Origin of the sequence: Streptomyces sp. RKND-216 (assembly GCF_004795255.1) — a bacterium.
GTDB classification, from domain to species: domain Bacteria; phylum Actinomycetota; class Actinomycetes; order Streptomycetales; family Streptomycetaceae; genus Streptomyces; species Streptomyces hazeniae.
Genome location: NZ_SSBQ01000002.1, coordinates 4,615,614 through 4,635,756 on the forward strand (window position 1 = coordinate 4,615,614; position 20,143 = coordinate 4,635,756).

At 72.8% G+C, this 20,143-nt stretch carries 16 protein-coding genes; 6 read left to right on the forward strand and 10 right to left on the reverse strand.

The window, feature by feature from the left end; translation table 11 throughout:
* Positions 1–26 precede the first annotated feature (26 nt).
* The 5 genes from E4198_RS20170 to E4198_RS20190 form a co-directional block, all read right to left on the reverse strand.
* Positions 27–1,016, reverse strand: coding sequence for a hypothetical protein (locus E4198_RS20170; protein WP_136184391.1), 990 nt, complete (start codon positions 1,014–1,016; stop codon positions 27–29).
* Positions 1,017–1,121: 105 nt separating this feature from the next.
* Positions 1,122–2,321, reverse strand: coding sequence for a sugar ABC transporter permease (locus E4198_RS20175; protein ID WP_247597766.1), 1,200 nt, complete (start codon positions 2,319–2,321; stop codon positions 1,122–1,124).
* Positions 2,318–3,097, reverse strand: coding sequence for an ATP-binding cassette domain-containing protein (locus E4198_RS20180; protein WP_136184393.1), 780 nt, complete (start codon positions 3,095–3,097; stop codon positions 2,318–2,320). The genes E4198_RS20175 and E4198_RS20180 overlap by 4 nt, the downstream gene beginning before the upstream one ends.
* Positions 3,098–3,122: 25 nt before the next feature.
* On the reverse strand, positions 3,123–4,259 hold the full coding sequence (locus E4198_RS20185) for a substrate-binding domain-containing protein (protein ID WP_136184394.1): 1,137 nt from the start codon (positions 4,257–4,259) through the stop codon (positions 3,123–3,125).
* A gap of 5 nt (positions 4,260–4,264) precedes the next feature.
* Positions 4,265–6,739, reverse strand: coding sequence for a SpoIIE family protein phosphatase (locus E4198_RS20190; protein WP_136184395.1), 2,475 nt, complete (start codon positions 6,737–6,739; stop codon positions 4,265–4,267).
* Between the two features lie 215 nt (positions 6,740–6,954).
* Between E4198_RS20190 and E4198_RS20195 the strand changes: the two genes are divergently transcribed.
* A complete protein-coding gene (locus tag E4198_RS20195; protein ID WP_136184396.1) occupies positions 6,955–8,025 on the forward strand; it encodes a cation diffusion facilitator family transporter in 1,071 nt (356 codons plus the stop codon).
* A gap of 45 nt (positions 8,026–8,070) precedes the next feature.
* On the opposite strand, the gene E4198_RS20200 is transcribed toward E4198_RS20195, so the two are convergent.
* Positions 8,071–9,621, reverse strand: coding sequence for a hypothetical protein (locus E4198_RS20200; RefSeq protein WP_136184397.1), 1,551 nt, complete (start codon positions 9,619–9,621; stop codon positions 8,071–8,073).
* The gene (locus tag E4198_RS20205) at positions 9,618–10,235 is read right to left on the reverse strand and encodes an ATP-binding cassette domain-containing protein (RefSeq protein WP_247597767.1); all 618 of its coding nucleotides are present in this window, start codon (positions 10,233–10,235) and stop codon (positions 9,618–9,620) included. Before E4198_RS20205 ends, E4198_RS20200 begins: the two co-directional genes overlap by 4 nt.
* Positions 10,236–10,706: 471 nt before the next feature.
* Between E4198_RS20205 and E4198_RS20210 the strand changes: the two genes are divergently transcribed.
* A complete protein-coding gene (locus E4198_RS20210; protein WP_210732861.1) occupies positions 10,707–11,453 on the forward strand; it encodes a CDP-alcohol phosphatidyltransferase family protein in 747 nt (248 codons plus the stop codon).
* Here E4198_RS20210 and E4198_RS20215 read toward each other — a convergent pair.
* On the reverse strand, positions 11,410–11,880 hold the full coding sequence (locus tag E4198_RS20215; RefSeq protein ID WP_136184399.1) for an adenylyltransferase/cytidyltransferase family protein: 471 nt from the start codon (positions 11,878–11,880) through the stop codon (positions 11,410–11,412). The two genes, E4198_RS20210 and E4198_RS20215, sit on opposite strands and share 44 nt — an antisense overlap.
* Before the next feature lie 202 nt (positions 11,881–12,082).
* On the opposite strand from E4198_RS20215, the gene E4198_RS20220 reads away from it, so the two are divergent.
* Genes E4198_RS20220 through E4198_RS20230 form a run of 3 tightly spaced genes read left to right on the forward strand, consistent with a single transcriptional unit; the run spans position 12,083 to position 16,475 of the window.
* Positions 12,083–13,372, forward strand: a complete 1,290-nt coding sequence (locus E4198_RS20220) for a glycosyltransferase family 4 protein (RefSeq protein ID WP_136184400.1) — start codon at positions 12,083–12,085, stop codon at positions 13,370–13,372.
* Complete coding sequence (locus E4198_RS20225; protein ID WP_247597768.1) at positions 13,369–15,147, forward strand: lipopolysaccharide biosynthesis protein; 1,779 nt, start codon at positions 13,369–13,371, stop codon at positions 15,145–15,147. Before E4198_RS20220 ends, E4198_RS20225 begins: the two co-directional genes overlap by 4 nt.
* Complete coding sequence (locus E4198_RS20230) at positions 15,144–16,475, forward strand: hypothetical protein (protein ID WP_136184401.1); 1,332 nt, start codon at positions 15,144–15,146, stop codon at positions 16,473–16,475. The genes E4198_RS20225 and E4198_RS20230 overlap by 4 nt, the downstream gene beginning before the upstream one ends.
* On the opposite strand, the gene E4198_RS20235 is transcribed toward E4198_RS20230, so the two are convergent.
* The gene (locus E4198_RS20235) at positions 16,435–17,928 is read right to left on the reverse strand and encodes a hypothetical protein (RefSeq protein ID WP_247597769.1); all 1,494 of its coding nucleotides are present in this window, start codon (positions 17,926–17,928) and stop codon (positions 16,435–16,437) included. The two genes, E4198_RS20230 and E4198_RS20235, sit on opposite strands and share 41 nt — an antisense overlap.
* A 217-nt stretch (positions 17,929–18,145) precedes the next feature.
* Between E4198_RS20235 and E4198_RS20240 the strand changes: the two genes are divergently transcribed.
* Positions 18,146–19,330 (forward strand): glycosyltransferase, encoded by a 1,185-nt coding sequence (locus E4198_RS20240; protein ID WP_136184402.1) that lies wholly within the window; start codon positions 18,146–18,148, stop codon positions 19,328–19,330.
* Here the strand turns inward: E4198_RS20240 and E4198_RS20245 are convergent.
* On the reverse strand, positions 19,278–20,135 hold the full coding sequence (locus E4198_RS20245; RefSeq protein WP_136184403.1) for a glycosyltransferase family 2 protein: 858 nt from the start codon (positions 20,133–20,135) through the stop codon (positions 19,278–19,280). The two genes, E4198_RS20240 and E4198_RS20245, sit on opposite strands and share 53 nt — an antisense overlap.
* Positions 20,136–20,143: the final 8 nt, after the last annotated feature.

The following is a 20,143-nucleotide window of genomic DNA, read 5'->3' on the forward strand; positions in this document are numbered from 1 at the left end:
GCCGCCGCGCGGGCGTCAGAAGCCCGTCAGGACCCCTTGACCTCGGTCAGCCCGGTCACCCGGCTGAGGAACTCCACGTCGCCGCCGTCCGCCGCCGTCGGCACCAGCACGGCCTGCTCCGACACCCGTACGTACGTCACCGACTGCTTCGCCTCGCCCTCCATCAGGGCCTCGACGTAGGGGTCGTCGACCTTGGGGGAGTAGCCCTTCGAGGCGGTCTGCTTCATGTAGTGCTCCGAAGCGAAGAACACCACCGCGCCGCCGTCCTCGGTGCGCAGCGCGAAAGGCGTGAACCGCGGCGGCTGGACGGGCAGGTCCGCCCATTCGGTGCGGACCCGGGGCTGCTCGGCGTTCTTCGCCCGCTCCTCCCGCCAGGCGCTGGTGTGCGGCCCGGCCGCCCAGCCCTCGCCGCCCTCCTGCAGGTAGGTGGTGTAGCTCTTGCTGGCCTTCTCCGGCGGCACGGCGAGCTTCTCGGCACCGGGCTCCCCGCCCGGTCCGCCGCCGACCGGCACGTCCTGCACGTGGCCGTCCCCGTCCGTCGCGAACTCGGGGGTCTCCTCCTCGGACAGGACGGCCAGGTAGGTGGCCAGCCACGGCTCGTCGATGCCGTCGCGCTGGAACACCAGGTACCAGCGGCTGCCGTTGCCGCGGTTGCTGGCGGTGTCGGCGACGAAGGACTTGGGCCAGCCGGCCTGCTCCGGGATGAGGAACCGCGGGTCGGTCAGTTCCAGCGGGCTGAAGTCCTCGTTGCCCTGCCGGTGGACCTCGTCACGGGCGCGCAGGCCGGCCTGGTCTATCGCGCCGAGGGCGCCGCCCTCGATCGTCTTGTTCAGCTCGGCGTCGAAGGTGCGGTTGGCCTTGTTGTTGACCTCGATGAACCTGTCCAGGACCTTCCTGGCCTCGGACGTGCTGATCGCGGGCACCACGGCGGTCTCACCGTGCACCGTGATACATCCCGACAGCGTCGCCGCCAGTACCGTCGCGGTCGTCGCCGCCGTCAGCAACCGGGACCTCATCCTGGATTCCTCCCCTTGACCGCCTTCGCAGCACCGCACCCTACCGTTGTCATCGCGCGCGCCCGCGCGCGGCCCGGACACGCGTGCGCACGGCGACGGGGCCGGTCAGGCGCGGCCGTGCACCTGCTGCGAGCGGCGGGAGAGGGAGTCGACGACGACGGCGGCGAGCAGCACCCCGCCGGTCACCATGAACTGCACCGAGCCCTGGATGCCGAGCAGCGCCATGCCGGACGCCACGGACTGGATGACGAGCATGCCGAGCAGCGCGGACCACGGCGTGCCGTGGCCGCCGTACAGGCTGGTGCCGCCGATGACGGCGGCGGCGATGGCGTTGATCAGCAGCGTGCCCGAGCCGGAGGTCTGGCTCGCGGAGGTGATGCGCGAGGCCAGCATCAGGCCGCCGAGCGAGGCCATGGTCGAGGACACGACGAACACCGAGATGCGGACCGTGCTCACCCGCACGCCCACCCTGCGGGCCGCCTCGATGCCGCCGCCCAGCGCGAGCACCCGCCTGCCGTAGCCCGTCCGGCGCACCACAAAGTCCATCAGGGCGAGCACCACCACCAGGATGAGCAGCGCGAGCGGCAGCCCCTGGAACATGTTGAGCACGTACGCGGCTGCGAACGCGACCGCCGCCAGCAGGCCCGTGCGGACCAGTACCTCGTTCAGCGGACGCAGCGGCAGTCCCACGGTGAGGCGCCGCCTGCGGTCCAGCCAGGCGCCGAGGAAGTACAGCCCGGTGCCGACGGCGGCCAGCGCGTAGGCGGCGGCCACCTCCTCGAAGTAGGTGCTGCTGAGCATGGCGACCATGCCCTCGTCGTCGATGTTGACGGTGCCGCTGCGCCCCAGCACGAACAGCATCAGGCCGTTCCAGGCGAGCAGCCCGGCCAGCGTCACCACGAAGGCGGGCACCCCCACCTTGGCGATGAAGAAGCCGTGCACCAGGCCGATGGCCGCCCCGCACAGAGCCGCCGAAAGGAACGCCAGCCACTCCGGGAACCCCTGCTGCACGTTCAGCACGGCGAACAGCGCGGCGCCCAGGCCGCTGACCGAACCGACCGACAGGTCGATCTCGCCGACCAGCAGGACGAAGACGATGCCCGCCGCGATCAGCCCGGTGCCGACGATGTCCACGCCCAGGTTGGAGAGGTTGCGGGCGGAGAGGAAGTTCGAGTTGAGGCTCTGGCAGACGATCCAGATGACCACCAGACCGATCAGCGCGGGAACGAAGCCGAGTTCGCCCCCGGCGATCCGGGTCTGGTAGCCCTCGACCCAGCCCTTGGAGGTCCTGCCGGGCCTGCTCACCAGTCCGCCTCCCCGGGATGCCGGATGTCGCGGGTGACGGCGTCCCCGCTCGCTCCCGTGATGGCGGAGATGATCTGTTCCTGGGACGCGGTGGTGACGTCGAAGAGGCCGTTGTTGCGACCCAGCCGCAGCACCGCCACCTCGTCGGCCACCGCCTTAACGTCGCCCATGTTGTGGCTGACCAGCAGCACACCGGCGCCGCGGTCCCGCAGCCGGTCGATGAGGTCCAGCACCTGTGTGGTCTGCTGAACGCCCAGCGCGGCCGTGGGCTCGTCGAGCAACAGCAGCTTCGGCCCGCCGAGGAACGAACGGGAGATGGCGACCGTCTGCCGCTGGCCGCCGGACAGCGACGCCACCGGCACGCGCAGGTCGGGGATGCGGATGGACAGGGTGTCCAGCAGGTCCCGGGCGCGGCGCTCCATCTCCACCTCGTCCAGGATTCCGAACCGCCGGATCTCCCGGCCGAGGAAGAGGTTGGCGACGACGTCCAGGTTGTCGCACAGCGCCAGGTCCTGGTAGACGGTCGCGATGCCGAGGTGCTGGGCGTCCTGCGGGCGCCGGATGTGCACCGCCCGGCCCTGCCACTCGACGATCCCGCGGTCGGCCGGCCCCACTCCCGAGATCACCTTCACCAGGGTCGACTTGCCCGCGCCGTTGTCGCCGACCAGTGCCACCACCTTCCCCGCCTCGATCTCCAGCACCACGTCCCGGAGGGCGTGCACGGCAGCGAACTGTTTGGAGACGCCACGCAGCGACAGCAGCGGCAGGGGGGACACGGCGCACCACTCCTCTCCCTGCCGATTAGCCGACGAGCCCGGCCCTCTCGCAAGCCGACACGAACTTCGGCGTACAGATCTCCTCGATCGTGTACATCCCGCGCTTCACGACCGTCTCCTCGATGTTGTCGGCCGTGACCGGGATCGGGTTGAGCAGCACCGCGGGCACGTCCTTCGCGGAGCCGGTGTCGACCGTCGCCCCCGCCAGTGCGCCCAAGGGCTCGCCGTGGGCCAGCGCCAGGGCCATCTCCGCCGCCGCCAGGGTCTCCGGCCCGAAGGGCTTGTAGACCGTCATCGTCTGCTCGCCCTCCACGATGTCCTGGATGGCCGACAGCTCGGCGTCCTGGCCCGTCAGGGGCGGCAGCGGTTCGACGTTCTGCGCCTTGAGGGCGGCGATGACGCCGGAGGCCAGGGCGTCGTTCGCCGCGTACACGCCGTCGATGCCGCCTGGGCCCAGCGCGGCGATCGCGCCGGACATGTTCTGGTTGGCGTTCAGCGGGCTCCACTGCGGGGTGTCGTATGCCTTCGCGATCTCCACCTCGCCCTCCAGCACCGCGAGGGCGCCCTCCTCGAACGCCGCCGTGTTCGGGTCCGTGGGGTCGCCGTTCATCATCACGACCCGCGCCTCGCCCGGTGGCTCGTCCATCGCCGCGAGGAGCGCCTCGCCCTGGAGCCGGCCGACCTCGTCCCCGTCGAAGGACACGAACCCGGAGATGGGTCCTTCCGCCAGCCGGTCGTAGGACAGCACCGGGATGCCGGCGTCGGCCGCCTGCTTGACGGAGGAACTGAGCGCGCGGAAGTCGACCGGGGTGAGGACCAGCACGTCCACCCCCTCGGTGATCATGGTGTCGACCTGCTGTTGCTGGGTGCCCACGTTGCCGCGGGCGTTGGCGTACTCCATCCGGCACTCGGGGCAGATGTGCTTCAGCTGCCGGGCGATCAGCGGCCGGTCGAATCCCTCCCAGCGGCCGGTGACGGCGTCCGGGAGCAGCAGCCCGACGGTGGTGACGCCGTCGGCCGGGGGCATCGCGGAGCCGTCGGACTGGGCGGCCGTGCCGCATGCGGGGACGGCGAGCGCCAGGCAGGCGGCGGCAGCGGCGAGGAGGCGCCGGGCCCGTGTGCGGACAGGTGAGCGGAACGGGGGGCGCGAACGGGTCGGCACCGACCTCACCACGCTTCCGCCGGGGGGCCGGCGAGGCGGTCGCCTTCCCCCGGTTCGCGGGGCGGCACCGGGACCTCGGCCCACACCTGCTTGCCGCCGCCCACCGGCACCGAGCCCCAGGCCGTGGACACCGCCTCGACCAGCAGGATGCCACGTCCACCCGTCGCCTCCCAGTCCACGATGACCGGCTTGGCGGGCGCCCGCGGCGAGGAGTCGGTCACCGCCACCCGCAGCCGGTCCCCGGACAGCATCAGGTCCAGACGCGCGGCGCCCTGGGTGTGCAGCAGCGCGTTGGTGACCAGTTCCGAAACCACCAGCAGCGCCACGTCCGCCTCGTCGGCCAGACCCCAGGAACGCAGCGTGCGTGCGGTGAAGCGGCGCGCGTGCAGCACGGCGTCGGGCAGCCGCCACACCGACCAGCCCGCCCGGATCGGGCGGGACGCCATGCCGTCGAACCGCAGCAGCAGCAGCGCCGCGTCGTCCTCCCGCCGGGTGACGCCGCCCACCACGTCGTCCGCCATCCGCTCCGCCGCGGCCGGGTCGGCGGCGGCCAGCAGGTCGCGCACCCGGCCCATCCCCTCGTCCAGGTCGAGGCGCTTGGACTCGACCAGGCCGTCCGTCAGGAGGGCCAGGACCGTGCCGGGAGCGAGGCCGAGGGTGGTCAGGGGGTACTCGGCGTCCGGCAGCACGCCCAGCGGTGGACCGCCCTCCGACGCCACTTCTTCCGTGCCGCCCTCCGGGAGCCGCAGCACCGGCGGGATGTGTCCGGCCCGCACCACCCAGGCGTGCCCCTCCTCCAGGTCGAGTTCGACGTAGGTGCAGGTGGCGAAGAGGTCGGTCTCCATGGAGACGAGCAGCCGGTTGGTGTGCGAGACGACGATGTCCGCCGGGTGCCCCTCGGCCGCGTACGCCCGGATGGCCGTGCGCAGCTGCCCCATGAGGGTGGCCGCCGCTGCGCTGTGGCCCTGCACGTCCCCGATGACCAGCGCCACGCGGCCCTCGGCCAGCGGGATGACGTCGTACCAGTCGCCCCCGACCTCCAGCCCCATCATCGAGGGCAGATAACGGGCCACCGCCAGCGCGCCCGGCAGGTCCGGCAGCCGGCGCGGCAGCAGGCTGCGCTGCAGCGTCGTGGCCAGCTCGTGCTCCGCGTCCAGCGCATGCGCCCGTTTCAGCGCCTGCCCCACCAGACCGGCCGTCGCAGTCAGCAGCGAACGTTCCTCCGCGCCGAAGGCGTGTGGCGCGTCCCACCCCACGAAGCACGCCCCCACCACCTGACCGTCGGCCGGCAACGGCAGCACGGCCAGGCCCCCCGGGCCCACGCCGGCGAGCGCAGGCTCCTGCACGGTGCCCGGCTCCCACAGGCTGGCCCGCCCCTCGCTGAGCGCGGCGTCCAACGTCGGCAGCACCCGGGCCGGTGTCCCCGGCGACCCCGCGTGCCAGCCCTCCGGCCATCCCCCCGGTCCCGGCGGGTCCAGCCCGACGACCGCGAGGCGGTCACCGGCCAGCTCCGCCAGCGCCACCCGCGCGGCACCCAGCGGCTCCCGCAGCGAGTCCACCACCGCGTGGCTCACGTCCCCGACCGTCACCGCGGTGGCCAGCGCGGCGGACAGCTGCTGCAGCCGGGACACGTCGTCGCCCCCGGGACGCAGGAACGAGGAGTCCGCGACCACACCCAGCAGCCGCTCCCGCCCGCCGTCCCCGCCCGGGCCCCCCTCCTCGTCGGGCAGCACCCGCGCCCGCAGCCGCAGCCAGCGCAGCTCCCCGGACGGTCGCCGCACCCGGAACTCCAAGTCCCGGCCGCGCCCGTACGATGTCGGGTCCGGCTTCACCACCGTCATGAGCGCGGGCAGGTCGTCCGGCACGGTGTACGCCAGCAGCGTCTCGAGCCTGGCGTCGAACTCCTCCGGATCGAGATCCACCAGTTCCAGGGCGCACGGGTCGGCGTCGATCCGGCCGGTGCCCAGGTGCAGCGTGAACGTGCCGACCCGCAGATCCTCCAGCGCCGCCGCCGCGCGCGCACTCTCGGCGATGTCGCCGCGGCCCGCCCCGGCCGCCTCCAGCCACGCCGCGACGTGGTCGGCGTACATCTCCAGCAGCGCCCGCCGCTCGGCGCAGAAACCCTCCCCGCCGTTCTCGACGACGGCCAGGCAGCCGAAGGGCCCGGAGGCGCCGCCGAGCGGTAGCACGGCCAGTGAGAGGCGCGCCGGTTCCGGGTAGGCGGACATCGGCCACAGGGGGTGCCCGGCCCGGAAGGCGTCCGCGACGGGGGAGGACTCCGCCGCCGGACAGGCGGCCGGCAGTCCGTGCTCCTCCGGCGCGCCTCCAACACTTCCGGCGGCACGCAGCATCCCGTCGGCCGGGTCCAGCAGGTACACGACCGCGAGCGTCGCCCCGGCGGACGCCAGCGCGTCGCGCGGCTCCGGGTCCACGCGTGAACTCTCCGGGCCGGGCCGGGTGCGGCCGCCTGCGTCGGGCATGTCGGTATTCACCTTTCTCCATCGTCGCCGCACCGGACGGACGCGGCCAGTCGAGGGCGGCCGCCCGGCGTCCCGCCCCGGGCCGGAGCGCGCCGGGCGGGGCCCGCAGTTGCCGGCCGGGGCGGCGCATCAGCCCGGCTGTGCCGGGTACCGGTCCGTGCACCACGGACCCCCGAACGGGGGTCCGTCCGTCCACCGACCGGGAGTCTGCGCCGATGACCGCCTGCGACGACGTCGAGCCCTCCGTCCAAGAGGCCTGCGGGCCCGTCGCCCCCGACCCGGCTGGCGAGCCGGGTCCGAAGGGCCCGCAGGAGGAGGGGGAGACGAAGGGCACCGTCTTCGTAGCTCTCGCCGCCAACCTCGTCATCGCCGCGGCCAAGGTGGTCGGCGGCCTCGTCAGCGGCTCCTCCGCGCTGCTGTCCGAGGCCGCCCACTCCGTCGCCGACAGCCTCAACGAGGTCTTCCTCCTCGCCTCGCTGCGCCGCAGCCGCAAACGCCCGGACGCCTCACACCCCTTCGGCTACGGCAAGGAGCGCTACTTCTGGTCGCTGCTCGCCGCCGTGGGCATCTTCGTGATGGGCGGCTGCTTCTCCGTGTACCAGGGAGTCCACGCCCTGCGCTCCGACGCCTCCGAGCCCTCCGGCGGGTACCTGATCGCCATCCTGGTGCTGGTCGCCGCCGGACTCATGGAGGGCACCTCGCTGGCCCGCGCGCTGTGGCAGGTCCGCAGGGAGGCGAGGACGACCGGTCGCCCGTTCCGCAGGCAGCTCCGCGAGACGGAGGACCCGGCCCTGCGCACTGTCATCGGCGAGGACGGCGCCGCCGTCACCGGCGTCCTGATCGCCCTCGCCGGCATCACCGCTCACCTGCTCACCGGCGACACCCTCTGGGAGGGCATCGCCTCACTCGGCATCGCGGCGCTCCTCGTCTACGTCGCCTACCGGCTGGGCCGCGAGGCCCGGGACCAGCTGGTCGGCCAGGCCATGGACTCGCCCCTGCGCCGCGAGGTCCACGCCTTCCTCTGTGGTCAGCCGGAGATCGACGCCGTCACCGACCTGCTGACCATGCGTCTCGGCCCCGGCTCGGGCCTGCTGGCCGCCCGCGTCGACCTCGTCGGCGGCTCCGACAGCGAGGAGGTCGAGGAGTCGGCGGTCCGCATCAAGCGCGACATCGTCCATCGCTGGCCCGAACTCGACCACGTCTTCCTCGACATCACCGACGCCGGTCCCGGCGACCGCCGCCGCGCCCGCCTCCTCCGCGACGACCTCAACGACCCCGCGTCGTGACCACACTCTTCCCGAGAACTGCCCGGGTGGGAGGCTCTGCAGTACCTACACTCGCCTGAGCCGGGAGACCAGCCCGGGGTGGGCCCAGCCCGTTCGGCGCAGCCCGCCCCAGACGCACGCAGCAGCCATTCCGAGGGCCAGGGCCGTTGCACCGGCGGCAGACGGGAGCGCGTGCATCACGCCCACGCCGATCACCACGGCCACCACTCCGTCGAACTGCCACGCTACGATGCGGAGCCCGGACAGGTCGCCGAGCGGTGTGTTCACCGGGAGGAGCAGTTCGAGCGGGAGCTGCAGCTTCATCTCTCGCAGGAACCTGGCGCCGAGCGCCAGCACCGTCGAACCTGCGGTGAGGAGCCCGGTGCTCATCAACTGTCCGCTGAAATGGTGCCATTGGCTCGCTGCTGCAAGACCCGTCCCCATGAACGTGACGACCGTTACGGCAACGACGGGCCATGCCATGGCGCGGGTGAGAGTGCCACCCCACCACTCTCCGAACAGCGGTACCAGCGTCAACTCGTCACGCAAGCCGCGCCACGACTCGCTCACCCATCCGGACCCCAGGTACACGCAGACCGATCCGACGACCCAGGCCACCAGGTTGAGGCCGCCGTTCGACCCGGATGTCCCGAAGGGCAGCACGACTCCGCCTGCCAGCAGAAGCACGGCAGCAGCGGTCGCGCGGCCAGGTGTGCGCAGTGCACGGAGTGCGCCCGCCGCGAGATGCCCGCGCAGGCGGCCGTCCTCACGGATCAGGGCGGAGGCACGCCCTCGCGGTTCCGGACGGTACAGATCCAGAGCGTGATGAAGGGTGCCCGTCCACGCGTAGGCTTGAGCCTGGGAGGCCCGTGCAGACTCGCGGGCGAGTCTGGCCAGGTCGATCGCTCCGATCGACCGGAACGCGGCTCGTCCCACGGCCGCAGCGGTGATCGCCAGTCCGCCGGCGACGAGCCATAGACCCGCCCCGCCCTGAGCACCCACACGGCTCAGGACCATCAGCACGCATGCGAGGGCGCCGACTGCGGTGGCGAGCCTGAGATTCGCCGCCACCGCCCGGACCTGCCCCCACAACCAGTCTGCGGCCGTGAGGGCGCTGAGCCCCACCACGACGGCCAGACCTTGCATGGACGTGCCGAGGTGATCGAACAGGTCGGTCGTGAGGTACGTCGCAGTGGACACCGAGAGCAGGGTGGCCGCACCGAGGAAGGCCAGTCGCCGTCGTGCGATCGCGCCCAGGTAGTGCGCCGGGGAGATGTCCGTGGACATGAATACATGCAGCAGAAAGGGCGGGATGACCAGCGGCCCCCAGAACCGGCCTGCCACCTGCGCACTCCAGCACGCCGCCACCGCCGCCGCCAGCGCCCACGCGACGGGCGTCGTCGCCGCGAGAGACCCCACGGAGATGAGCGCCGGAGTCGTGCTCGCGGTGTAGAGGACGGGAACGAAGTAGACGAGCCCGAAAAGGAGCACGAGATAGGCCGTGTACGCATGCCCACGCACCGTGGCACGGTCCCCACGGCGTGCGTACCGATGCCATACGGCCTGAACGCGGGGACCCGCCTCGGACTCGGGCGCCTCGACGTCGCACGCCGTCATCCGAGCTCCACGTGAGCATCACAGGCATCCACCAGTGCGGGCTCGTGGGTGGCGGCGAGAAACGCGGTGCCCGTGCTCCTGCGCTCCGTGATCAGTGAGATCAGCATGTCGATGCGCACGTCGTCGAGATGCCGCTCGGGTTCGTCCAGAAGAACGACATCGGCAGGCCGAACCAACGTCAGTGCGAGGCTGAACAGTTGTGCTTGCCCGGATGAAACCTGGTGGGGGAAGCGGTCACCCAACGAGGACAGCCCCAATCGCTCGACGACCTCGTCGGCGCGTTCCGCGGTCGCCGGGGAATTGCCGTACCACGACGCGGCAACCAGGATCACCTGTTCACGCAGAGTCATGTCACGGGCTACCGGGACGGGTTCGACGAGCGATGCCACAGCGCGGCGGTGCGGGGGCATCTTCACGTTGGCAGGACTGCCCCACACCGAACAGGAACCGGACGTCAGACTACGCGTGCCCAGGAAGGTCTGGAGGAGAGTGGTCTTTCCGGAACCGTTGCTTCCGGTGACACACCAGAACTCGCCCGGCAGCACGGTGAACGTCGTGGGAGCGAGCAGGGTGACATCACTCAGTGTGACAGTGGCGCCCTCGGCCGCGATCACGGGGACTTGAGTCATGGACGCCCCAGAACGACAAGCATTTCTCGCGAGCGAGAAGTGTACTCCTCGCCGCCGTACGAGCCGTTGACGCTCAGCGTGCATCTCCTCCCGCGTGCAGGCACTCGCTGGGGTCGGTGCATCCAGGAAAGCCACACCTTCCGGCTTCAGGTGCCGTTCGATGACACAGCGAAGGTCGATCTTCTCATCGTGACGTGCATGCACGGTGAACCGCCTTGCTGGAGAGGCGTGTCCCGTTGGCGGGCCGACAACTCAGCTCTGAGACTGCCGCGCTTCATCGTTGACGGCGTTGGGCGGAAGGCGTTTCTCCGCATGTGAAGCTGTGGCGGGTTTGCCCCTGCCGGCGCTCCGCTCGCCGCTACGCGTGCGGGGTGCGAGTCCGGTTCGCCGGTGAGCGCGAAGACGACGGCGGTGACAGGATGCGGTGGGGAGTCGACAGGGAAGGGCGGCCGGAGCATGGCACAGGTGGGGGAGCGGGCCGGGTACGGGTCGTACGGGGAGGCGCTCGGGGCGTTGCGGGAGGCGCAGAAGAGCGCCAAGGGGGTGTCGCTCTACTCGCGGTGCGTGAACCGGCCGACGGGCAGGGTGCTGGCGGCCGGGGCGTACCGGGCGGGGCTGACCCCGAACCAGGTGACCGGCATCAGCGCCGCGTTCAGCTTCGCGGGGATCGGCGCGCTGGCGGCGTTCCCGCCGTCGTGGACGCTGGCGTTCGCGGTGTATGCGGCGCTCGTGGTCGGCTTCGCGTTCGACTCGGCGGACGGGCAGCTCGCCCGGCTGCGCAGGGAGAGCAGTGTGGCGGGGGAGTGGCTGGATCACGTCGTGGACTGCGGGAAGATCACCGCGCTGCACGCGGCGGTGCTGGTGGCCTTCTTCCGCTTCTTCGACCTGCCCGACCCGGCATGGCTGTTGCTGCCGCTCGGGTTCCAGTTCGCGGCCGTGGTGATCTTTTTCGGCGGTCTGCTGACGGACAAGCTGAAGCCGGGGCCCGCCCCCGGGGCGCCGCGTCCGGCGCCGTCGGCGCTGCGGGCGGTGGTGCTGCTGCCGGTGGATTACGGCGTGTTCTGCGCCGTTTTCCTGCTGCTGGGCAGCGAGACGGCGTTCCGCACCGGGTACGCCGTCCTCGCCGCCGCACACGCTGCGTTCCTCGTCGCGTTCTGCGTCAAGTGGTTCCGGGAGCTGTCCGCCCCGCGACCGCCGGCGTGACGGCCGGGGGCGCCAGCGCCTCCAGGGCGCGGCGCAGCTGCGTGCTGGAGGTGTGCATGGTGTACGGGAAGTAGACGACGTCCACGCCCACGGTGCGGAAGTCCGCCTCCAGCCGGTCGCCCTTCGCCGTGCCCCGCCAGTCATCGCCCTTGAAGAGCACGTCGAAGCGGATCTGCTGCCACGTCTTCAGCTTGTCCGGCACCGTCTCGACGAACGCCGCATCCACGAACCGGATGCTGCGGACGATTTCCAGGCGCTCGACCAGCGGGACCACCGGGGGGCGGCCCTTGGCCCGTTCGGCCATCTCGTCGGACACCACCCCGGCGACGAGGTAGTCGCATCTGCTGCGGGCGTGCCGCAGCAGATTCAGGTGGCCGACGTGAAACAGGTCGTACGCGCCCGGCGCGTAGCCGACGGTGTGCGTCATCTGCCGCTTCCCCCCACGGGATCCGGATGTCCGGTCGGGCAGGCCGGTCCCCTCCGGCGCCCTCGCGGGCAGATCTTTCCATAAACCGAGGAAATCGGGACCTTGTTGTGCAGATGATGTGCTCGCGGCGCTAGGCTGCCGCTTCGGGGTATCGGGGGCGCCGCGCCACGCGGCGGACACATCGAGGGGGAGGGGTACGCGTATGTCCGCGTCGACGGGTGCGCCCGGAGCGTTCGCAGGCCGAAGAGTGCTGCTGGTGTCCACCAACTACGCGCCGGAACAGGCGGGCATCGGCCCCTACGCCACGCAGACCGCCGAGCACTGGGCCGCCGAGGGTGCGGAGGTGCACGTGCTGGCCGGGATGCCGCACTACCCCGCCTGGCGCACCGACCCGGCCTACCGGAGTGCCTGGGCCTGCACGGAGAGGCGGAACGGCGTCCGCGTGCACCGGCGCCGGCACACCGTGCCGCCCCGGCAGACCGCCGTGCGGCGCGCGCTGTACGAGGCGTCGATCCTCGCGCACGGGGCGCTGCTTCCGCCGCGCATGCCCCGCCCGGACGCCGTCGTCGCGCAACTGCCCAGCCTGGCCGGCGGCGTGCTGGCCGCAGGCTTCGCCCGCCGGTACGGCGTGCCCTTCGTGCCCGTGGTGCAGGACCTGATGGGGGCCGCCGCCGCGCAGAGCGGCATCCGCGGCGGCGACCGGGCCGCGGCCGTCGCGGCGGCCGTCGAACGGCGCGTGCTCGGCGGCGCGACGCTGGTCGGCGTCATCCACGAGTCCTTCGTCGAACGGGTGGCCGTCGCGGGCGTGCCCCGCGACCGCGTGCGGCTGGTGCCCAACTGGTCGCACGTCGCCGCGCCCAGGGCGTCCCGGCAGAAGACCCGGAGGGCCCTCGGCTGGCCGGAGGGTCGCACCGTCGTGCTGCACTCCGGCAACATGGGCCTCAAGCAGGGCCTGGAGGTGCTGGTGGAGGCGGCCCGCGAGGCACCCGAGATGCTGTTCGTCCTCATGGGCGACGGAAACCAGCAGGCACGCCTGCGCGCGTGCGCGGCCGGGCTGCCGAACGTGGAGTTCCGCCCGCCCGCCGAGCAGGACGCCTTCCCCGACGTGCTGGCCGCCGCCGACGTCCTCGCCGTCACCCAGCGGGCGTCCGTGCTCGACATGAGCGTCCCCTCCAAGCTGACCTCCTACTTCGCCGCCGGCCGGCCCGTCGTCGCCTCCGTCGCGGCTGGCGGCGGCACGGCCGAGGAGGTGCGCCGCTCCGGAGCGGGCGAGCTGGTGCCTCCGGAGGACCCGGCTGCGCTGCTCCGTGCTGTCCGCGACTTCGCGTCCGACGCAGAGGCGGCGGCCGCCGTCGGCGCACGCGGCCCGGCGTACGTGTCCGCGCGGCTGAGCCGGGCGGCGGGCCTGCGCCGCATGACCGAACTGCTCGACGAGGCGCTGACAGCCGGCGCGGGCCGGGCGGCGGCCCGGGAGAAGGAGGCACTGCTGTGAGAGAGGGTGCACCGGGCGACGCATCGGGCCGGGTCGTGCAGGCCCACGACGAACCCGACCTCCTGCGGGAGCAGTTCCGTCAGCTGCTGCGCTACCGCACGCTGATCACCGTGGGCGTGGCGCTCGGTGTGCTCGCCGGGCTCGCACTGGCCCTCTCCCGCGGCGACTCCTACACGGCCTCCAACGAGGTCGCCCTGCGCCCCAGCACCCAGGCGATGCAGGAGCTCGGCACCGACGGTGAGGTGAGCATGGGCTCCGAGCGCCGCACGGCGCTCAGCCGGGTCGTCTCGCGGCAGGCCGCCCAGGACCTCGGGCTGCCCACCGGCTGGGCGGAGAACCTGGCGCGGGACCTCCAGGTCACCAACCCGCCCAACACCGTGGTGCTCCGCTTCACGTACACGGCCGAGTCGCCCGTCGAGGCCGCGGAGCGTGCCAACGCCTTCGCCCGCGCCTACCTCGATTTCCGGCAGCAGGAGACCGACGACCGCATCGCGCACATGATCGGCTCGTACAAGGAGCAGCGGAAGCCGCTCGTGGAGGAACGGGACCGGCTGGCCGACGAACTGGACACCGTGGGCGGCGGCGAGGGCTACGACTCGGTCGTCTCCTCCCACACCTCCTTCGTCGGCCAGATCGCGGACATCAACAGCCGGATCAGCCAGTTGGAGGCGCTGGACACCACACGCGGCCGGGTCGTGTCCGAGGCGACCGCGCCCGAGGCGCCCTCCGGGCCCGGCCTGGTGCTGCTCCTCGTGCTCGGCGCCTTCGTCGGAGTGGGGCTCGGCCTGCTGGCCGCCTGGGTCCGGCTGGTCTTCGACCCGACCGTACGGTCCCCCGGGGACGTCGTCCGCGCCCTGCGCGCCCCCGTCCTGGGCGTCCTGCCCAAGCAGCGGCGCGGCCAGCCGGAGCCGCTCCTCGCCGAGGGCCGCCTCGCCGAGGAGTACCGCTCGGTGGCCTTCCGCCTCGCCTACGACGAGACGTTCGCGCAGCGACGGCGGCTGCTGGTCGTGGCGCCGCGCGGCGGCATCGACAGCGTCCTGGCGGCGTCCGTCAACCTCGCCGCGGCGTTCGCCGAGATGGGCAGAGACGCCCTGCTCATCGAGGCGAACCTGCGGACGCCGGTACTGCGCGACCAGCTGCACCACGCCGACGGGATGCGGCCCGGTTGGGCCGAGTCGGCGGACGACGAGGTCGGCGACTGGCCCGCCGGCCGCCGGGTGCCGATCGACGCCGGGGAGTCCGGCGTGTTCGACCTGGTGCCGGGCCGCCGGGTGCGGAACGTGCCCCGCGCCCTCACCTCCTCGTCCGCGACCCGTCTGATCAGCCGGGCCGAGGCCCGCAACTCGGTCCTCGTCGTCCTCGCCCCGGCCGTGCTGTCCTACGCCGACGCCATCGCGCTCACCGACCGGGTCGACGCCGTCCTCGTGGTCTGCGATCCACGCGAGGTGCGGCGCGACGACCTGGACCGGGTGCGCGAACTCGTCGTCGGGGCCGGCGGCGTGCTGCTCGGCGCCGTGCTGCACTCCGAGGGCGGCGGGGCGCGGGAGACGAAGGGCCGCGCCCCGCGCAGGCAGCCGGCCCCGGGGACGAGCTCCCGCATCGACCGCACGGCGTCCGACGCTTCCTCGGTGACCAGGGAGTGGGACCGTGCGGGCGCCCGCGAAGCGGAGCGGCAGAGCCGTGAACCGGTGGACGCTCGGGAGGTCGGCGTGGACACGGTGGGGCTCCGGATCGTCGACCGCGCCGACATCGAAGACGGCGCGCCGCACAGGTGAGCGAGGCGCCCGGCGGGCGGCGGTCCACCGCGCGCCGCGCCGTGCTCTGCTCGGTCGCCGACCAGGGCGTGGCGGCGCTGACCAACATCGCCGTCCTCGTCGTGGCCGCCCGGCAGTCGACGGCCGCAGGATTCGCGGTGTTCTCCGTGGTCTACACGGTCTTCGCGGTGCTGCTCGGCCTGTCCTCCGCCTACGTGGGGCAGGCACTGGTGCTGGAACGCGGAGAGACCCGCGCCGTGCGCACCGCCTGCCGCTCCGCCGTCGCCTTCACCGCCTCCGCTGCGGCGGCCCTCGGCGCCTGCGCGGTCCTCGTGCTGGGGCCGCTCACCGCGGGCGTCGGTGCGGGCGGCGGCGTCAGCGGCGGTGTGGACGGGTACGGGCAGCGGCTGGCCGACGGCATGCTCGCGCTCGCGCTCGTGCTGCCCGTCGTGCTCACCCAGGACGCCCTCCGCTACGCCTTCTCCGCGCTCCGCCTCCCCGGACGCGCCCTGATCGCCGACCTGCTGCGCCTCGCCGTGGCCGTTCCGGTGCTCGCCGTGCAGCCCCACCAGGCGTCCCCCGCGCGGCTGGTGGCCGTCTGGGGGCTGTCCGCGCTGCCCGCGCTGGTAGCCGGGCTGCTGCTGCTCGCGCCGCGCGTGCGGCAGGCCACCACCGAGCCGCGACGCCTGCTGCGCCGCGGCCACCTGGGGCGCCGCTTCGCCGTCGAGTTCTCCGTCGGCAACGCCGGCACCCAGCTCGCCGTCATCGGACTCGGCCTGCTGGCCGCGCCGCTCGCGGTCGGCGCCCTGCGAGGCGCCACCACGCTCTTCGGCCCGCTCAACGTGCTGTTCAACGCCGCCACCGGCTTCGGCCCACCCCTGCTGAACCGGTTGGACAGCCCCGCGCCCAAGGCCCGTACGGCCGCGGTCACCGGCGGCGTCCTGGCCGCCGTCGCCGGGGCGTGGGCCGTCGTGCTGACGCTGCTGCCGGACGGCGCGGGGCGCATGCTGCTCGGCGACACCTGGGACGCGTCGTCCGCGCTGCTGTCCGCCACCGGCAGCCAGTACGCCGCGATGGCGCTGGGCACCTGCGCGTTGCTCGCCCTGCGCGTGCTGCGGCCGCGCACCACCCTGCCGCTCCAGGTCGTCTTCTCCTCGGTCTCGGTCGGCTGCCTGCTGGCCGGGTACGCGCTCGGCGGCGTATTCGGCGCGGCCTGGGGGCTGTTCGCCGGTTCGGCGGCCAAGGCGGCGGCGGGCTGGCTGCGGGCGGCGGCCGTGGTGCGTACTCCGGCCGGGCACGCCACCGGCGTCAGCGCAGCATCCGCCGCGGATCCGGCCGGAAGGTCGTGACCAGCGCCAGGCAGAGCACGGCGATCGCGACGCGGCCGCTCGCCTGGAGCAGCGGGCCGCGCAGCAGGATGAAGCCGTACCCGGCGACGAGCGGGATCACCACGGCCATCACGTGGCCCGGGCGGGGGTCGTCCAGCGTCTGCGACACGTACCGGCGGTCCGCACGGGAGGCGGCGTAGCCCACTCCGACGAAGCCGAGGGCCATGCCGAACGGGCCGAAGTCCAGCCATAGTTCGGCCCACAACGGGGAGGACAGGTTGGTGTTGTTCATGCCCATCCACTCGCCGACGCGCACGCCCGAGTCCGCCGGCTTGCCGCTCCACACCGAGCGCGGTACGAAGAACAGCAGCGTCCCGGAGAACTGCCGGCCGTAGGTGTGGCCGGTACCGGCGTCCGCGAACGAGACGGTGTTCGCGATCATCCCGACCTGGTCGTAGTCCTTGAGGGTCAGCGGCATCAGCACCGACTCGGTCTCCCGGGCCGGGCCGCTGTCGTCGGCGTACCGGAAGCGGTCGGCGAAGGGGAACACCACGAGCGCCACCACCGCACCCAGCGCGAGCGCGCTGCGGTACATCACGGGGCTGCGGGGGAACGCCGTGAACAGGAGCGCGAAGAGGACGGTCAGGAACCAGTAACGCGGGTTGGAGATCGGGTTGTTGACCACGGCGTTCACGCCGAGCGTCACCACCCACAGCAGGGGGACGAGCGGCCGGCGGCGGGCGGTCCGCGAGGTCACCAGCCAGCGTGTGAGCAGCAGCAGCGCGAGCAGCGCCGGAACGGTGCCGAAGCCGCGCAGGAATGCCGAGCCCGCCTGCGACACGGCCGCCGCGCCCGCGGCCGGCCCGAGGGCACCGGCGACGCTCTCGCTGATCTCCTGCCGGCTGCTGAAGAACACGCCGAGGCCGCCCAGTCGCACGACCATCAGGGCGCTCGCCGCCCAGGAGAACACCACGAACGCGTACAGCCGGGGGCGGTGCACCGAGGCCGCGACCCGGGGCACGACGCGGCGCACCGACGGCCGGTGCCGGGCCAGTAGCGCCCCCACGTCGAAGGCGACGACGCCCACCAGGACCAGGGCGATGGCCAGGACGGTGTCCGAACGCGGGCCCACCACCGGTGTCGGCACCCGGTCCAGCACCGTCTGGGCGAGCGGGGCAATGCCCATCGCGATGTAGACGAAGAGCCAGAAGGAGCCCTGCACGAGGCGGCGCCGCGAGGACAGCACCATCGCGGTCAGCCGGGCGCCGGCGTACACGCAGACGGTGAGCTGGAGCCAGAACGCCTCGTCGTGCGCGCCGGGTCCGGGCTGGGTCGCCACCCAGCCGGGCAGTACGGCGACCAGGCCGAGCGCGAAGGGCACGGCCAGCGCCCGGGACAGGGCCGCGCGCGGGCCCGCGTCGGGTGCGGCGGCGGGAGCGGGGACCGCTGCGCCGGGCCGTGCGTCGACCGCCATGCGTCCCCCCTGCTCCCCGAACGCCCGAACGCCCGAAACCCCGAAACCCCGAAACCCCGAAACCCCGAAGTCCAACGACCTCCCGAGTTCGCCCGGTTCCCCGAACCCCCCGATCCTCCCGCAGTGTAGCGATCGGCACCCGGACAACGCGGGTCGAAGCTAAGCTGATCCGGATTTCGCGCGCCATGGGGAGGGTGCGCAGGGGAGGGGAGAGACGTTGCGGGTTCTGCATGTCGTCACGCTGCACACACCCACGCACGACTTCGGCGGTCCGACGCGGGTGGCGCTCAACCTGTCCCGGGGGCTGCGCGCCCGTGGGGTGCAGGCGGCGATGGTCGCGCTGGGGGACGGGTTCGACGGTGAGATGCCGCGTGAGGTGGACGGTGTGCCGGCGCGGCTGTACCAGGCGCGGCACGTGCTGCCGCGTTTCGAGGTCAGCGGGATCACCTCGCCGTCCCTGTTGGCCGACGCCCGCCGCCTGGTCCGCTCCGCGGACGTGGTGCACGTTCATCTGATGCGGGACCTGGTCACGCTGCCCTACGCGCTGGCGGCGCTGCAGTGCGGCCGTCCGCTGGTCCTCCAGACGCACGGGATGATCGACCCGACCGAGAAGCGCGCGGCGCAGCTGGTCGACGTGCTCGGGCTGCGCAGGGTTCTGAAGAAGGCCGACGCCGTGCTCCACCTGACGGAGCAGGAGCGCCGGGACACCGCCGCCGTCGTGGCGCCCGAGTCGATGGCGCCCGCGTACCGGCTGGTGAACGGCGTCGAACCGCAGCAGCGCCGGCCGGAGCGGGGCGGGCGGCCGCCCACCGTCCTCTACCTCGCCCGGGTGCAGGAGCGGAAGCGGCCGCAGGACTTCGTCTCCGCGATCCCCACCGTGCTGGCCAAGTACCCCGACACGCGTTTCGTGCTGGCGGGCCCCGACACCGGCGCGATGGCCGACGACATGCTCGCGCTGGCCGGGTCGCTCGGTGTCGGCCACGCGCTGGAGTACGTGGGGCCGCTGGACCACGACGCCGTCATGGCCCGGTTGCGCGCGTCGGACGTGTACGTGCTGCCCGCGATCGTGGAACCGTTCGCGGTGTCGGTGCTGGAGGCGATGTCGGTGGGGCTGCCCGTGGTCGTCACCCGCACCGGAGGGCTCTCCCCGGACGTCGGCGCGGCCGGCGCCGGACGGCTGGTCGACAGCCGTCCCGACGCGGACAACGGCGAGCGCGTCGGCCAGGCGGTGCTGGAGCTCCTGGATCCCGCCGCCAACGCCGAGGCGTCGGCGGCGGCCCACCGGCTGATCGGGGACAGCTTCACCCTCGAAGGTGTCGTGGACACCCTCCAGGAGATCTACGAGCGGGTCATCGCGGCGCGTCCGGGCGGTCTGCGAGCCACCCGTACTCGCGGGTCTTGAGCCCGATCTGCCACCGGTAGAAGCTCATGGCCAGCGCGTAGTCCAGGCCGGCCCGGCCGTCCAGGAAGCCGCGCTTGAGCAGGTAGGCGTAGCCGAACGAGACCAGCGGCTTGAACGGCGCCCGGTGGAACAGCTGACCCTGCCGGGTCTTTGCCTTCCGGATCTGCTCCCGCACCTCGGGGTGGTGTTCCAGCCAGGCCTCCCAGTCGGCGTACCGGTTGTGCCGGTCGAACCAGGTGCGCACCGGGTCCAGGTCCTCGTGCTCGATGGTGCCCTTCAGCCGCACCACCGGGTCGGCCAACGGCTGGTAGTGGCCCTCCTGTTCGCCCATGCCGGGCGCCCGGAGGTCGTCCGGCTCCGGGAAGCGGGCCCGCGTGCGGTCCAGCAGGGCGCGCTTGACGATGGTGTAGCCGTACCGCAGCCGCCGCCCCGCGAACCAATAGCCCAGCGGGATGTCGAACGCGGCCGGACGCACCGTCATGCCCGGCGGGACGTCGAAGATCCGCCGCAGCTCGGCGAGCAGTTCGGGCCCGACTCTCTCGTCACCGTCGACGAACAGCATCCAGTCGGTCCCGGGACGGACGTGGTTCAGGCACCACTGCTTCTTCTTCGGGTACGTCCCGTCCCAGGTGTAGGAGACGACCTCCGCCCCCGCCGCCCTGGCGAGGGCGCGGGTGTCGTCGGTGCTGTCCGAGTCGACCACGACGACGGCCTCGAAGTGGTCCACGACGGACCGGACGGCCGCCGTGATGTTCTCCGCCTCGTTCCGGGTGGGTATCGCGACGACGATGGGCAGCTTGCGCACGCGGTTCT

Coding starts and splice junctions, on each gene's coding strand:
- E4198_RS20170 (WP_136184391.1), bottom strand. CDS start 1,016: ATGAGGTCCCGGTTGCTGACGGCGGCGACGACCGCGACGGTACTGGCG.
- E4198_RS20190 (WP_136184395.1), bottom strand. CDS start 6,739: ATGCCCGACGCAGGCGGCCGCACCCGGCCCGGCCCGGAGAGTTCACGC.
- E4198_RS20195 (WP_136184396.1), top strand. CDS start 6,955: ATGACCGCCTGCGACGACGTCGAGCCCTCCGTCCAAGAGGCCTGCGGG.
- E4198_RS20200 (WP_136184397.1), bottom strand. CDS start 9,621: ATGACGGCGTGCGACGTCGAGGCGCCCGAGTCCGAGGCGGGTCCCCGC.
- E4198_RS20210 (WP_210732861.1), top strand. CDS start 10,707: ATGGCACAGGTGGGGGAGCGGGCCGGGTACGGGTCGTACGGGGAGGCG.
- E4198_RS20215 (WP_136184399.1), bottom strand. CDS start 11,880: ATGACGCACACCGTCGGCTACGCGCCGGGCGCGTACGACCTGTTTCAC.
- E4198_RS20220 (WP_136184400.1), top strand. CDS start 12,083: ATGTCCGCGTCGACGGGTGCGCCCGGAGCGTTCGCAGGCCGAAGAGTG.
- E4198_RS20235 (WP_247597769.1), bottom strand. CDS start 17,928: ATGGCGGTCGACGCACGGCCCGGCGCAGCGGTCCCCGCTCCCGCCGCC.